The sequence below is a fragment of the 'Nostoc azollae' 0708 genome, from assembly GCF_000196515.1.
GTDB lineage: Bacteria > Cyanobacteriota > Cyanobacteriia > Cyanobacteriales > Nostocaceae > Trichormus_B > Trichormus_B azollae.
The window spans coordinates 2,770,764-2,784,889 of sequence record NC_014248.1; the positions used below are offsets into that span (position 1 = coordinate 2,770,764).

General features: G+C 39.1%; 13 protein-coding genes and 3 pseudogenes. 9 read left to right on the plus strand and 7 right to left on the minus strand.

From position 1 onward, the window contains the following. Positions 1-42 precede the first annotated feature (42 nt). Entirely contained in the window at positions 43-198 is a 156-nt protein-coding gene (locus AAZO_RS38185; RefSeq protein ID WP_228371182.1) for a hypothetical protein, read from the plus strand. Positions 199-539: 341 nt separating this feature from the next. On the opposite strand, the gene AAZO_RS12785 is transcribed toward AAZO_RS38185, so the two are convergent. Both AAZO_RS12785 and AAZO_RS12790 read right to left on the minus strand, forming a co-directional pair. Further along, entirely contained in the window at positions 540-1,298 is a 759-nt protein-coding gene (locus tag AAZO_RS12785; protein WP_013191580.1) for an undecaprenyl-phosphate galactose phosphotransferase family protein, read from the minus strand. Positions 1,299-1,415: 117 nt separating this feature from the next. Continuing rightward, a complete protein-coding gene (locus AAZO_RS12790; protein ID WP_013191581.1) occupies positions 1,416-2,552 on the minus strand; it encodes a glycosyltransferase in 1,137 nt (378 codons plus the stop codon). A 413-nt stretch (positions 2,553-2,965) separates the two neighbouring features. Here AAZO_RS12790 and AAZO_RS12795 point away from each other — a divergent pair, with 413 nt between their 5' ends. Then, positions 2,966-3,898, plus strand: a complete 933-nt coding sequence (locus tag AAZO_RS12795; protein ID WP_013191582.1) for an NAD-dependent epimerase/dehydratase family protein — start codon at positions 2,966-2,968, stop codon at positions 3,896-3,898. Between the two features lie 120 nt (positions 3,899-4,018). Here the strand turns inward: AAZO_RS12795 and AAZO_RS30260 are convergent. The 3 genes and pseudogenes from AAZO_RS30260 to AAZO_RS12820 form a co-directional block, all read right to left on the minus strand. Then, positions 4,019-4,753: pseudogene (locus AAZO_RS30260) on the minus strand (Uma2 family endonuclease). A 174-nt stretch (positions 4,754-4,927) separates the two neighbouring features. Next, positions 4,928-5,437: a CDP-diacylglycerol--glycerol-3-phosphate 3-phosphatidyltransferase gene (pgsA, locus tag AAZO_RS12815; protein WP_013191583.1), complete on the minus strand. Its 510-nt coding sequence runs from the start codon at positions 5,435-5,437 to the stop codon at positions 4,928-4,930. Between the two features lie 21 nt (positions 5,438-5,458). Further along, positions 5,459-6,022: a Uma2 family endonuclease gene (locus tag AAZO_RS12820; RefSeq protein ID WP_013191584.1), complete on the minus strand. Its 564-nt coding sequence runs from the start codon at positions 6,020-6,022 to the stop codon at positions 5,459-5,461. A 117-nt stretch (positions 6,023-6,139) separates the two neighbouring features. On the opposite strand from AAZO_RS12820, the gene AAZO_RS12825 reads away from it, so the two are divergent. The 7 genes from AAZO_RS12825 to AAZO_RS12845 all read left to right on the plus strand — a co-directional run bounded on the left by AAZO_RS12825 (position 6,140) and on the right by AAZO_RS12845 (position 12,103). Beyond that, positions 6,140-7,546: an aspartate ammonia-lyase gene (locus AAZO_RS12825; RefSeq protein WP_013191585.1), complete on the plus strand. Its 1,407-nt coding sequence runs from the start codon at positions 6,140-6,142 to the stop codon at positions 7,544-7,546. A gap of 88 nt (positions 7,547-7,634) precedes the next feature. Then, positions 7,635-8,606 carry an Npun_F2552 family protein gene (locus tag AAZO_RS12830; RefSeq protein ID WP_013191586.1) on the plus strand — a complete coding sequence of 324 codons (972 nt, stop codon included), beginning with the start codon at positions 7,635-7,637 and terminating at the stop codon, positions 8,604-8,606. A 702-nt stretch (positions 8,607-9,308) separates the two neighbouring features. Next, the gene (locus AAZO_RS33775) at positions 9,309-9,497 is read left to right on the plus strand and encodes a hypothetical protein (RefSeq protein ID WP_144031291.1); all 189 of its coding nucleotides are present in this window, start codon (positions 9,309-9,311) and stop codon (positions 9,495-9,497) included. A gap of 198 nt (positions 9,498-9,695) precedes the next feature. Then, a complete protein-coding gene (locus AAZO_RS38190) occupies positions 9,696-9,884 on the plus strand; it encodes a TLTLP motif-containing protein (RefSeq protein ID WP_081462779.1) in 189 nt (62 codons plus the stop codon). A gap of 235 nt (positions 9,885-10,119) precedes the next feature. Beyond that, positions 10,120-10,629, plus strand: a complete 510-nt coding sequence (locus AAZO_RS12835) for an inorganic diphosphatase (protein ID WP_013191588.1) — start codon at positions 10,120-10,122, stop codon at positions 10,627-10,629. Positions 10,630-10,802: 173 nt separating this feature from the next. After that, positions 10,803-11,186, plus strand: a complete 384-nt coding sequence (gene panD, locus AAZO_RS12840; protein WP_013191589.1) for an aspartate 1-decarboxylase — start codon at positions 10,803-10,805, stop codon at positions 11,184-11,186. 11 nt (positions 11,187-11,197) lie between these two features. Beyond that, positions 11,198-12,103: an MBL fold metallo-hydrolase gene (locus tag AAZO_RS12845; protein ID WP_013191590.1), complete on the plus strand. Its 906-nt coding sequence runs from the start codon at positions 11,198-11,200 to the stop codon at positions 12,101-12,103. Here the strand turns inward: AAZO_RS12845 and AAZO_RS12850 are convergent. Together AAZO_RS12850 and AAZO_RS12855 are read right to left on the minus strand one after the other, a co-directional pair. Beyond that, positions 12,080-13,179, minus strand: a pseudogene (locus AAZO_RS12850) (anthranilate phosphoribosyltransferase family protein). The gene AAZO_RS12845 and the pseudogene AAZO_RS12850 sit on opposite strands and share 24 nt — an antisense overlap. A 146-nt stretch (positions 13,180-13,325) precedes the next feature. Beyond that, positions 13,326-14,125, minus strand: a pseudogene (locus AAZO_RS12855) (LysR family transcriptional regulator substrate-binding protein); the annotation flags it as partial. Between the last annotated feature and the right edge of the window lies 1 nt (position 14,126).

Consider the following 14,126-nt stretch of genomic DNA (forward strand, 5'->3'; position numbering starts at 1 on the left):
TGTAACGAAAAGTAAAATTGACCAAAACCTCTTCCCTATTGCATGAGTGCCTCTTGCCCTTCCGGTTCTCCAGTCAGACCCTGGGCAAAGGCGAAGCGCCTACATGGGGGAAACCACGCCACTTGCTTTATGCCGGGAAACCCGTTCACCGCAGTGGCTCCCCAAGACCACGCTGGTTCACCTCTTGCCTTGTCATAACGACAATTTCTAACACCCACCTACTTATCAAAACTTAAATGTAAACCAATATACTGAATAAAAAGCACTTTAACAAGTCAGTCTCTCATTATCTAAATCACAAATCTTATTATAATTTAATAATCCTTCTGAATCTTGTCCAAAACTGCATTGATTATTGATTTTTATAAAGATTCAATAAAATTTACAACAGGAGTCAGTAGTCAGTAGATAAGGAAAGCAGAAGAAAAAACTGAAAGAACTTAATGTTTGCTCCTAAACTCCTGATAACCCAGCGTGGCGTAAGCCATACTCCTAAACGTCTGAACTCCTGAACTCCTATTCTCAAACAGCAACTTACGTTAATATGCCCCGTTATTTTTAGGTATGATGACTACATCAATGGTTTTCAAAATGATCCCTAAATCTAGCCAAAAATTCCTAAATTTGACGTAGTGCAAGTCGATTTGAACTCGTTGGGGGTAAGGAATATCATTCCGTCCAGACACTTGCCATAATCCAGTAATTCCCGGACGGATGGTTAAAATATGCTCGATGTGACAGCCATATTTTGGTAATTCTTCGGCTACTAAAGGGCGTGGTCCAACAACACTCATATCCCCTTTTAAGACATTCCAAAATTGGGGAAATTCGTCTAAACTCGTAATTCGCAGGAAGTGGCCGATTTTGGTAATTCGGGGGTCTTGTTTGAGTTTAAACGTGCTGGTAAATTCCTGGCGCAACTCTGGGGATGTTTCCATGATTTGGGCAAGCATTTCATCTGCATTGCTCACCATAGTGCGGAATTTAATACATTTAAATCGGCGATAGTTTTTACCAACCCGTTCTTGGACATAAAAGATTGGCCCTTTTGAACTGACAGCAATCAGTAAGGCCAAGATTATATATATTGGGAAAAACAAGATCAAAACCGACAGCGAAAATGCAATATCAAATAGTCGTTTGGCAAACTCTCCGTTTAAACCCTGAAAAACCAAACCTCTAGGTTGTATCTTAGGGGGTTTAGTTTTTTGACCACGTTTTGCTAAAGTACGCATTGAGGCACTGGCATCTTTACGTGGGTATCGCTTGCCGGAGAGGAGTGAGCTCTGGGCAGTCATCATACTCCTTAATAATCCACACCACACATAGTCCCGATCTTAAAGCTAAAAGGCAGTGATTCTGGGATTAAATTCCCAAAAGCCTAAAAAATAAATACAAAAATTTTGACCATCACTTCAGGGAAGAATTTTTTCTTGACACTGGTTGAGAAAATCTAGATAGCGATTTGCAAAAACTTGTTGAGAAAATTGAGTCGAGTGTAATCTTATATACTCATATTTTAGAAAATCCTGATAGGCCTCAAATTTTTCTACTGCCTCCACTAAAGCTGTTATTGTTTGTTCTTTGAAGAATATACCTGTTCCTGTGTCCATACAGGTACGAATATCTCTGACTGTTTCTAGCGCCCCTCCTGCACCATAAGCAATGACTGGAGTTCCACAAGCTTGCGCTTCTACTAAGGCAATACCAAAATCCTCACGAGCTGCATAGACAAAGGCTTTAGCACGAGCCATATATGTTTTTACCACATCCTCTGGTTGCCATCCCAGTATTTGGATATGAGGATTTGCTATCTCTTGCAGCTGTTTCATTTCTGGTCCTGTACCAATCACCACCAATGGTCGTTTTAGCTGATTAAAAGCCTGAACAATCAAGGATACTTGTTTGTAGCTGACTAATCGGGAAACGATCAGATAAAAATCTTCTTTGTCAGATGAAAAGGGACAGTTTTCGATGTTTACTGGTGGGTAAATTACTTTTGCTTCTCGTCGATAGCAACGCCAAATCCGTCGGGCTGTATGTTGAGAGTTCGCAATGAAATAATCTACGCGGTTGGCGCTCAATACATCCCATTGACGTAAACTATGCAACAAATATCTGGTGATCCATCCAATGCCGCCTTCTCCTAGTTTGCTTTGGTTGAGATAATCAAAGGTCAAGTCCCAAGCATAGCGCATTGGGCTATGACAGTAACAAATATGCAGCTGATCAGGGGTTGATAGGATGCCTTTGGCTACAGCGTGGGATGAAGACAAAATTACGTCATATTGCCGCAAATCCAATTGTTCGATGGCTAATGGTAACAAAGGCAGATATTTTTGTATACCTTTGCGAGCTAATGGCAAGTGCTGGAGAAAGGTTTTACCAATCTGACGTTTGTGGAGATAACTTTCAGGGTTGCTGGATTCAAAGTCAATCAGGGCATATAAATCAGCATCTATGTGATTCAATATTTCCCTGACTACGAGTTCTGAACCACCTGTGGCTTTAGGTGTTAGCCATTCATGAACTAAGGCATATTTCAAAGGCACAGCCAATACCAATTAAAAATTCAAAATTAAAAATTCAAAATTCAGAATTTGGGGACTGGGGACTGGGGGCATCACAGCGGTAGGTTTTTAATATTATCTGTGAAGGGAAGACAAGGAAGACAAGGAAGACAAGGAAGATTTTATACACACAATGGTCTTTTGAGGGTCTGTTCTTGTGATCAACAGTACATGATTTATACGGTTTTCCTCCCTTGTTACCTTATCCACGTTGTCCACCAAGTCTTGCCCTCACGATCCAGTAAAAAACCTACCCTTGTGAAGGACTGGGGGCGGGGGAAAATTAATTAACTTTTGTCTTTTGCTTTTTAACTATTCCCTATTCGCTATTTCCTCTGATAACCTCAATGACAGGGGTGATTTTGCGACCTAAGTTACTAAGGAATTGGGATTTTATGCGTATTCTGGTTATTGGTGGGACTCGGTTCATTGGTGTCTACTTGACTCAGCTGTTGGTGGAAGTTGGACATGAGGTGGTTTTGTTTAATCGTGGTAATCATCCAGTACCTGATGGTGTAGGACAAATTATAGGCGATCGCACTGACTCAACCCAGCTTACAGAAAAATTAGCACAAGAAGAGTTTGATGTCATTTTTGACAATAATGGTCGGGAACTTGCTGATACTAAACCGTTGGCGGAAATTTTCCAAGGACGGGTACAACATTTTGTGTATATGAGTTCTGCGGGGGTATATCTGAAATCTGATCAAATGCCCCATATGGAAGGTGATACTCTTGATCCGAAGAGTCGTCACAAGGGTAAGCATGAGACGGAAGCTTACTTGCAGCAATTAGGAATTCCTTTTACTTCGATTCGTCCAACTTATATTTACGGACCGCAGAATTATAATCCTTTGGAAAGCTGGTTTTTTGATAGAATTGTGCGTGATCGCCCGATTCCAATTGCTGGAAATGGTATGCATATTACTCAGTTAGGTCATGTTAAGGATTTGGCCAAGGCAATGACACAGGTGATTAGTAATGAAACAGTGGTTCGACAGATTTATAATATTTCAGGCGATCGCTTTGTGACTTTCGATGGTTTAGCCCGTGCGTGCGCTGTTGCTGCTGGCAAATCTGCTGATCATATTAAAATTGTGCATTACGATCCGAAAAAGTTTGATTTTGGCAAACGTAAAGCTTTCCCCATGCGTGTACAACACTTTTTTGCATCGGTAAATAAAGCCATGACCGAATTAAATTGGCAACCGGACTATGATTTAGTTTCTGGTTTGCAAGATTCTTTGCACAATGATTATTTAGTCAATGGTGCAGATAAAGCAGAGATAGATTTTTCTGTAGATGATGAGATTTTGAAAGCTGTGTAATCTAATCAGGGACTGGGGACTGGGGACTGGGGACTGGGGACTGGGTAATCAGGTTCTCCCAATCACCAATCACCAATTACCAGCCAAACAGATATGATAACTATTCAAACGAACATGATATTACAAATTATCAGGATTAATTCCCAATTCTCTCAACTTAGCGGCTAATTCATCAGACCGCATTTTTTCCTGTTCCAGAAGTTCTAAAGGTGTAGGAATCCAGTTCCCTCCGCTGTTATACCAGCGTAACCACAAACGTTCAATTCCTTCAAAACTTTCTTGCCAAAGTCCCAAACCTAACTCTATTCCTGGCATCCAAACTTTACCAGAACTCACATCTATTTCTTAATAGCGAGCAGCAACTAATTGAAATGCTTGTAATTGATCGGTGTAAACATCGAAAATAACATAGTAAGGCACTCTGACAATTCGTTCATAGACTTCCCATTTAGTTGGGGGTTGATTAACTTCCCTTAAAGTTCTTCCTAAGTATTCTTTTTCTGTTTTTGGAGATAAAAATTCTACCATGACAAGAGGATCAATTATTTCTTGCCACATTACATAACTTAAACGTAACTCTCTTTGAGCGAAAACACGGTAAACACCCACTACAGCAAACCAATCTGGGCGTTTATACTATAAAGGATTCCTGGTCTCATAATAAAGATTTAAATCTGAAGCAACAAATACTTGATCTCCGGGATAATTACAACGAGAAAAGGTATATGTTAAAAGTTTGGGTTGTAAAAGATGAAATTCGTCAGGCAAACCTAAATCCTGCGGGTACTCACTGGGAAAATCATACATGGTAGCTAGGGTTTCTTTTGCGGGAATTCGTGGATCTGTGTGATACATAAGCTAGGGAATAGGGAATAGTAAAGAGTTTGTAAATAATTGAGGAGCGGTATATTTAAAATACCCTCATTATATTATATATGTTATATTTTATCTATTTACGCCTCTGAGCTTCTGTGTGAAACAAAAAGATGTGGTTTATTAACCCGAAAATGCCAGCCTTTATGACCAAACTTATTCTAACTTGGATGGTAATAGATAGATGATTCCAGAAGCTACAGTTAAAATTACTGATACCCAAAAGGCAATTAAAGCCGAAAGTTGCCAAACTGGTGATAAAGGTGCTATGAGTAGAGCGATCGCAATGATTTGACTGAGTGTTTTTAATTTACCCCAAATATTGGCACCGCTGATGGTGGTTTGATTGACACGCCAACCCGCGATCGCTAATTCTCGTGCTAAAATTAGAAACACTGCCCCAGATGGTATTTTTCCTAATTCAACTAACACTAATAACGGTGCAAGTACTAATAATTTATCTACTAAAGGATCAAGAAATTTTCCTAAATCAGTAATTTCATTTAGTTTCCTCGCTAAATATCCATCTAACCAATCAGTTAAGGCTGCAATTAAAAATACAGTTAAACATATCCATTGGGACTGGGGTGTGGGAATATATAAACCATACAGTAGAAATGGTATTCCCAGAAGTCTTGAAAAAGTAATTAAGTTTGGTAAATTCATGCAGTTTTCAGTTGATGATTTTTATAATTTTAGGCAGTCAAATAATTGACCAACAGTCAAATGTAAATTACCAACTAAATCTGGAACTGGTAATATATCTTCTGCTTTATGTAAAAATATTGGTTGTTGGTTCTGTGGATAAACTATAATATTAGATTCTTCAGGATTAATTAACCAGCCTAAGCTAGTACCATGATTTAAACAATGTAAAATATTTTTGGTAGGCTTAGTTGCACTTTGTTCAGGAGAAAGGATTTCAATTGTCCAATCAGGATAAGTATTAAAAACATTGGCAATATTTCCATTTCCATCCACAGGAATTCTATTCCATGCAAATACCGTTACATCTGGAACTATAGAACGTCCACCAAAGGTACAGCGTAATTCTGGGAAAGCACGAGCGATTTTTTGACGTTTTACTACATTATTAACGTTAGTAACTAACTCACCTTGCATTGTCCTATGTTGAGCTTGAGGCATGGGTTTTTGAATTATTTCTCCGTTGATATATTCACTTGTCTGTTTAGTTTCTGGTAGTTTTAAAAATTCTTCTAAACTTAAATGACGGGTTGATGTTGCTACCATAATATTTTTACCTCCCAGGATTTAACCTCAAGTTTATCCTAAAAAAGATTTCTAAATTGGGCTTTTGGTGTATCTGCATGGGATGATTTATATTTTGAGATTATTCCACAGCAGACGATGACTACCAATACAGATTTTCGCATTGAACGGGACTCGATGGGCGATCGCTCAATTGCTAGTAATGTTTATTACGGTATCCAAACTCAACGCGCTATCGAAAATTTCCCTATAAGCGGCATCAAGCCCTTACCTACCTACATAAGTGCTTGCCTCTACGTTAAAAAAGCTACTGCTATTGTCAATGGAGACCTCGGTTGTATTCCCGCAGATATTAGCCAAGTCATCATCCAAGCAACTGATGAGATATTAGCAGGTAAACTCCGGGATCAATTCGTCGTTGATATCTATCAAGCCGGTGCGGGAACTTCTCACCACATGAATGTTAATGAAGTTCTAGCCAACCGCGCTTTAGAAATTCTGGGAGATGAAAAGGGCAACTATAAGCGCGTTAGTCCTAACGATCATCTTAACTATGGACAGTCTACCAACGATGTTATTCCTACCTCTATCCGTATCGGTAGCTTATTAGCACTTTCTAAAACATTACATCCCGCTTTAGAAACAGCAATTTCTGTCCTAGAAGCCAAAGCAGTAGAATTTCAAGATATCGTCAAATCTGGCAGAACCCACTTACAAGATGCAGTACCTGTGCGTTTGGGTGAAAACTTCCAGGCTTGGGCGCAAATCCTCATGGAACATCAAAACCGATTATATATCGCTTCTGGTGATTTGATGAGTTTGGGTTTAGGTGGTAGTGCAGCCGGAACAGGAATGAATACCCATCCTGAATATCGCAAACGGGTAGTAGAAGTGCTTTCGCAATTATTAGAAATGCCTTTAGAACCCGCACCGCATTTAATGGCCGCTATGCAAAGTATGGGTGCATTTGTGAATGTTTCCGGGGGAGTGCGAAATTTAGCCCAGGATTTAGTTAAAATCTCCCATGACCTACGGTTAATGGACTCAGGACCCAAAAACGGGTTGAAGGAAATTCAACTACCTCCAGTCCAACCGGGTTCTTCTATTATGCCTGGGAAATATAACCCGGTAATGGCAGAGATGACATCAATGGTATGTTTTCAGGTGATGGGATACGATAATGCCATCTCACTTGCAGCCCAAGCCGGACAATTAGAATTAAATGTGATGATGCCCCTCATCGCCTACAATTTAATTCACAGCATCGAGATTTTAGGAAATACAATTTCTGCTCTAACTACAAGCTGCATCCAAGGTATCACTGCCAATAAAGAAAGATGTTTAGCCTACGCTGAAGGTAGTTTAGCATTAGTCACCGCCTTAAATCCCCACATTGGTTATCTTAATGCTGCTGCCGTCGCTAAAGAATCTTTAGAGACCGGGAAATCTCTGCGTCAGATAGTTCTTGCAAAAGGCTTAATGACAGAAGCAGAATTAGCAACCGTCTTAGATTTAGAGCAGATGAGCGCAATTGTGCCTTTATAAAGAAAGAAGTAAGGGTTTAGCAATGCTAAACCCTCAAGGATTAATTCAAATTCATCTATATTATTAGATAATAACGCAATTATTAATTATGCAGACACCAAAATCATCCGTTAGTTTAATCCGAGCTAAATCCTACGAACAAGATGCTTTAAAAGAATCTTTAGAAACGCTGTTAGAACCATTAGGGGGAATAGCTCCTTTTGTGAAACCAGGCAATCACGTCCTTCTTAAACCCAATTTACTCACAAGTTCACGTCCTACAAAAGAGTGTACCACCCGCCCCGAATTAGTCCGCGCTGTTGCTGAAATGGTGATAGCCTCAGGTGGTAAGCCATTTTTAGGAGATAGTCCCGCTTTTGGTAGTGCTAAAGGTGTGGCCATAGCCAATGGGTTATTATCAATTTTAGAAGAATTAAATATCCCCATTGTTGAATTTAATGGGAACCGTTATCAAACGGTTAATGATAATTTTAATCACCTGTTACTTTCTAAAGAAGCAATGGAGGCAGATGTGATAATTAACCTGCCTAAAGTTAAATCTCATGCCCAATTAACTGTAACTTTAGGAGTAAAAAACCTCTTTGGTTGTGTTCCCGGTAAAATGAAAGCTTGGTGGCATTTTGAAGCTGGTAAAGATGCAAAAAGATTTGGAGAAATGTTAGTAGAAACTGCGAGAGCAATTAATCCCAGTTTAACTATTTTAGATGGGATTATTGGTCATGAAGGAAATGGACCAAGTGGTGGTGAACCTCGTAATTTGGGTATTTTAGCAGCCTCAGCAAATGTATTTGCTTTAGATCGAGCAATGTTGGAAGTTCTACAGGTTTCACCTGAACAAGTTCCTACGGTTGCGGCTTCTCAAAGATTAGGAATTTGCCCAGAATTAACAGATATTGAATTTCCCAATCTATCACCAGATTTATTACAAATTACGGATTGGCAACTTCCAGAAACATTAATGCCCATTGATTTTGCCATGCCTCGCGTCATTACATCTACCTTTAGGCATCTTTACATCCGATTCATCAAAGAACCTATTAGTGCTTATGGTAAAGGATGAAAAAATACAATCTAGGACAAATGCAAACTAGAATACAGCATTTCTAAAATAGACCTCTTGCAAAATTGTTTCTGTGGTATAATAGAGAGATTTAGATTTTATGTATCTTTGCTGTTCTTTGGGGTCGCTAATTCAAACATAAGCGTGTGACTCTAACTTTTTGCTAAAACAAATACAAAGGATAATTATAACATAGAATTTTAATTCTGCAAGAGGTCTAATGAATTAAGTAAGGTGTAATTACCCTCCGATTGCTTAAGCATACCGCCCCCACTAGAGGCGGTTTTTTCATGATCAACTTTATTGTTTATTGGTATACATTTTTCATGGTGGCTAACTGTTTGTTATGGTTAACCATTTATTAACCAAAAATTATATATATCAATTCATCAGCTATTTATATTTCAGGTTGAAGGAAATCTCTATCTATATATAGGTTTACACAAATAATATAGGTTTACACAAATGTTGTGATCTAACTCACAGCGATAAAGTCTATTTACAGAGATTATGGAATTGTATTTACGGTGCATAAATTTAGTTTGCTGCCCAAGGTAGTAACTGTATTTATACGGTAGATATATCTGATTCTAAAAAGAATTTACTGCTAATTTTACGGAATCGTCAAGACTCAGAGTGTATGTGTAGTTAAACCATTGAGGAGACCGTGATGCTTTCAGTGGCTTTAACTAAAATAACTATGTGTTGAACCCAAAGAATGCTCAAACAGCTATATATAGCTGTTTGAGCGTTTTAATTAAACAAGTTCATACCGATGAACTTTGTTTGTTTAACCTCAATTTCATTAAAAAGGTAAAGAATCATGCAGTAAATATTATTGTGATGTCAATGATTGATGACTTTGGTTCAGTGATAATGGCAAATCATTAGTTACAAGATTAAACTCTGGGTGTTTGATATCTAATTTGTAATAAAGTTGTTGCGAACAAAAATTTAGTATGCCACTTTTGAAACTGGATAAAATTAATGATGAATACCAAGTTAATTCAAGAAAAATAGCTAAAATAGAAACTGAGACTCTATCATCGAGAGTAAACCTACCAGTGATCAGAAAAACTGCAATTTTGTATGAATTCAAATAGCCAGTCTGCCAATTCTTCCGATACATATTCCCAACGTTTGGCAGACATTGTGGGAACGGCAATCGCACTCATAACCCTTACCCTACCTGTATTTATCATTTCCCACTATTCTTCACCTGATGTTCAGAACAATCAGCAGAACCTGAGTTACCACTTAGTAAGAAGCAATAAATAAATGTTCCTAACCCAAGTTAGGCAATTCTAAAGTAATCCTAAAGTAATCCTAAATTCTCCGTTATAGCGCAGCGTGGCGCTAGCCATACAAAAAGATCCCTGATTTCTCACAGAAGTCGGGGTTCTGCGTCTTTTGTACAAAGACCTTGGGAAGAGATGCACAATTGTCCTAAAATCTTACACGGGGAACCAAACTGCGTTCTACCTAGATTCACTGTTAGCGAAGGAGTTTTGTTGTGGATTTATCTCTTATTCCTGCCCAACCAAAACCGGGTGTGATTAATGTTCTGATTGAAATTCCAGGCGGGAGTAAAAATAAATATGAGTACGATAAGGAATTACAAGCTTTTGCTCTAGACAGGGTGCTTTATTCTTCAGTAAAATACCCTTATGACTATGGTTTTATACCTAATACCTTAGCTGATGATGGTGATCCTCTGGATGGCATGGTAATAATGGATGAACCAACCTTTCCCGGTTGTGTCATTGCTGCAAGACCAATTGGTTATTTAGAAATGATTGACGGTGGTGATCGCGATGAAAAAATTCTTTGTGTTCCCGATAAAGATCCACGCTACGCCCATGTAAAATCATTGAAAGATTTACCTCCCCACCGTTTAGACGAAATTGCTGAATTTTTCCGTTCTTATAAAAGTTTGGAAAAAAAGGTGACAGAAATTCTCGGCTGGCAAGATGTAGACAGGGTTGCACCCTTAGTAGAAAAGTTCATCAAAGCTGATAAATAATAATAGATGATGGGTAATGGGGACTAGGGACTGGGGATGGGGAAGGAAGATGAGGGACTAGGATGAAGAGTTTTTCCAATTACCAATCACCAGTCCCTAGTCCCCATTACCAACTAAAACCTGATTAATAGACTGAAACTACTCCCACTTGTGGCAGAAAACCCCAAAACGAAATGCAGCGGACTCTCCTTTTGGCTAAAATTCATAACTGTACCCTCACGGGGGCAAATATTAACTACGTGGGTAGTATCAGTATCGACCAAGTTCTTTTAGATAAAGCTAGTATTTTACCTTATGAGCAAGTACAAGTAGTGAATAGTGCTAATGGTAAGCGTTTTATTACTTACGCTATTCCTGCTCCAGCTAACTCAGGGATAATAGAATTAAACGGGGCAGCCGCACGTTTAGGCATTATTGGCGATCGCTTGATTATAATGACTTACGGGCAATTTACACTACAAGAGTTAAAACATTACTCTCCTACAGTTGTTATTGTGGATGAAAAAAACCAGATTTTAGAAGTGCGAAACTACGATGATTTGCTCAGTAAGCTCTAATTTCAAAAAAAATGTCAAATTTTGAGCTATCTAATTCCAAAAACTACGTTAATGAACAAGTGACTCCCATGGACAATCACCTTGCTGGGGAGTTCTGGGTTAAATTTTGGGGTGTAAGAGGTTTAATTCCTACCCCGAACAGTCACACCTGCCGCTATGGTAGTAATACTGCTTGTGTAGAAATATATGTAGCAGGACAACACTTAATTTTTGATGGGGGTACTGGGTTACGCATCTTGGGGAAAATGTGGCAGCAGCAACAAAAATCCTTAGAAGCCCATTTATTTTTTACCAACTCCCAATCAAATCGAATCCAAGGATTTCCCTTTTTTGCGCCGGCATTTATTGCAAGTAATTGCTTTCATATTTACGGAACAGCTGCCTCAAATGGTGCATCAATCAAACAATGTTTGTGCGATCAGATGCTACAACCTCACTTTCCTTACCCTTTACAGGTGATGGAATCAGATTTGAATTTTTATAATTTGACTCCTGGCAATGCAGTAGAGTTAGGTGAAGTGAAAATAACGATGGCAATAATCAATAAGAATCAGAAGTCAATCGGCTACCGGGTGACTTGGGGAGAGCATAGCATTGCCTACGCGACAGATTTACATAAAAGTCTTGATATAGAAGAGCAAAAGCAGATTTTACATATTATTCAAGGTGCTGATTTACTCGTTACTAATGCTACTTACACTCCACCGACTGGTAAAAACCATGAGTATGCTGAATTATTTTGGAAAACTCCAGTTGATTTAGCTCAAACTGCTGATGTAAAAAGATTAGTTATCTCCCACCATCACCCAGATGATAATGATACTTTTCTTGATAAAATTCAAGACCAAGTTAAATCTGCTTTTCCCAATGTTTTACTGGCTTGTGAGGGTATGTTATTGTCTGTGGAGAACTCTTAACAGGTGACAGGGAACAGGAATCAGTTCTCGCAGTTTAGCGGCTACTACACCGCTACTAAATAATTCTTTGGCTTTGTCTATACCCGCTGGAATATGTGGACAAATGCCGCTGTGCCATAGATAAAAACAGCCATTCCATAAAGCTGTTTGCATAAATTCCCTTGGTTCTCCAGCTAGAACGGACTGTATATCCTTGATGACTTCCTCTGTCGTACCAAGGCTAACGTTTTTAGGTGTAAAGCCATATTCATGGGGTACGAGGAGTAAGCGTTCTAATTCTTGTGTTTTGGATGATGAGAAGCCGATAATGGCAGTGCGCTCGCCCAGTAAATCACAACTACCTTCTAAACCCTTGACAAAGGTATATTTCTTCAATTCGAGCAGTTCTAAAGCAACTTAAAACATTGCTTCGGTCCGTGGATGGACAAAACCCGCAATAATGTGAGCATAACCAGCATAGGGATACCATATTAATTCCATTGTTGCCAGTGGTGGACGCTTACCTAGTCGGTCGCGGTATTCCCAAATAGTTTGGGTCAGAGGAAAAAGTGTTGGTGTGTGAATAAAACCAATTCCAGTTTTTTCAAATACCTGCTGAGTTGTAGGCAGAGGTAAATTAGTCCAATCTACTCCTAAACCTTGCCAAATCTCGATTAAAGATAAACCATATTTTGTCGAATAGCAATAGCTTCGCTCGCCAAAGGCACCGCCTCCATGCATAATCACAGGTTGTCCCGTCGCAGCTAATTATTAATTAATAAAGTTATAATCATATTAATTGGTGCAGTACGGGTTCTGCCATCATAGGGTATGCCTAAAACTATGACGGGTTGAGTTATGGGTTGCAACTTAGGACCGAGTTCATTATAAGCATCCAACATCCCGGCTAACTCTTCCCCAGTGGGTCGCTTGATCCGGTGAGCAATTAAAAACGCGCCGATTTGTGCTGGTGTCGCTTCGGCTAATAACATCATTTTCATTGCAATAGCAGCTTCAGCACGGGTGAGATTTTCTGAAGTGTGACTACCACTACCACTACCGACTTTTTGGATAGATTCTCTAAATATATTGGTCATTAGTCATTAGTCATTGGTCATTGGGCATTGGAGGTCATTAGGAAAATTACTTCCCCATCTTTCTCATCTCCCTCATCTTTCTCATCTCCCTCATCTTCCTCATCTTCCTCATCTTCCTCATCTTCCTCATCTTCCTACAACTTCCATTAAGACGCTTGCGCTATGTTGTCCTGTACTAGTTGCCAAAAGTGTTGAATAGGAGGAATTTCCAGACGGTGTTGAGTTCTTACCATGACTACCCGACGAGTCAAACTGGAATTATCTGGTAAATTACTATTGCTAGCTAGAGGACGGACTACAAGACTGGGATCAAATTTTGCTTCTATTAATGCGGAATGGGGTAGTAAACCTATTAGTTCTCCTTGACGGACTACTCGCCGAAAAGCATCTAAGGTGTTAACTTCTAAGGCTGCTTGAAGTTTCGCTTCTAGTTGATCAAAGCAATCTTGAATTAAACGCTACATTCCATAACCATCTTTAAATACCACTTGGGTATAAAGAATTAACACTGACCAAGGCATAGATTCAAACTTGGCTAGGGGATGATTAGCTGCTGTTAAGACTTCTATGGGTTCATAATATAATGTTTGTACGAGCATTTCTTTGCCAGTGATTATAAACCGATTGTGCATGACAATTGCTAAATCTACTAGGCCATCTTTGAGAACTTTGAGGGAGCGATCACTTCCTAAAGATGTTACTCGTAGTTGCACATCTGGATAATCATGACAAAATTTTTGTAGAACTGGTGGTAGGTAAGAAGCACAGACAGAATGAATTGCCGCAATACACAATTCTGACTGCTTTCCGTCCATTTTCCGTCCATTAAATCTGTTAATTCTTGTGTGGCTGATTCCCATTCTTGACAGATTTTACCGACACGGGGTAATAAGTGTTCACCCCCTAATGTCAGTTTGGCATGAGTTGGTCTGTGAAACAGTTTACAA

Bases quoted from the DNA above. Each gene is read 5' to 3' on its own strand.
- AAZO_RS38185 (WP_228371182.1), top strand. From the start codon at position 43: ATGAGTGCCTCTTGCCCTTCCGGTTCTCCAGTCAGACCCTGGGCAAAG.
- AAZO_RS12785 (WP_013191580.1), bottom strand. From the start codon at position 1,298: ATGACTGCCCAGAGCTCACTCCTCTCCGGCAAGCGATACCCACGTAAA.
- AAZO_RS12795 (WP_013191582.1), top strand. From the start codon at position 2,966: ATGCGTATTCTGGTTATTGGTGGGACTCGGTTCATTGGTGTCTACTTG.
- pgsA (WP_013191583.1), bottom strand. From the start codon at position 5,437: ATGAATTTACCAAACTTAATTACTTTTTCAAGACTTCTGGGAATACCA.
- AAZO_RS12820 (WP_013191584.1), bottom strand. From the start codon at position 6,022: ATGGTAGCAACATCAACCCGTCATTTAAGTTTAGAAGAATTTTTAAAA.
- AAZO_RS12825 (WP_013191585.1), top strand. From the start codon at position 6,140: ATGACTACCAATACAGATTTTCGCATTGAACGGGACTCGATGGGCGAT.
- AAZO_RS12830 (WP_013191586.1), top strand. From the start codon at position 7,635: ATGCAGACACCAAAATCATCCGTTAGTTTAATCCGAGCTAAATCCTAC.
- AAZO_RS38190 (WP_081462779.1), top strand. From the start codon at position 9,696: ATGAATTCAAATAGCCAGTCTGCCAATTCTTCCGATACATATTCCCAA.
- panD (WP_013191589.1), top strand. From the start codon at position 10,803: ATGCAGCGGACTCTCCTTTTGGCTAAAATTCATAACTGTACCCTCACG.
- AAZO_RS12845 (WP_013191590.1), top strand. From the start codon at position 11,198: ATGTCAAATTTTGAGCTATCTAATTCCAAAAACTACGTTAATGAACAA.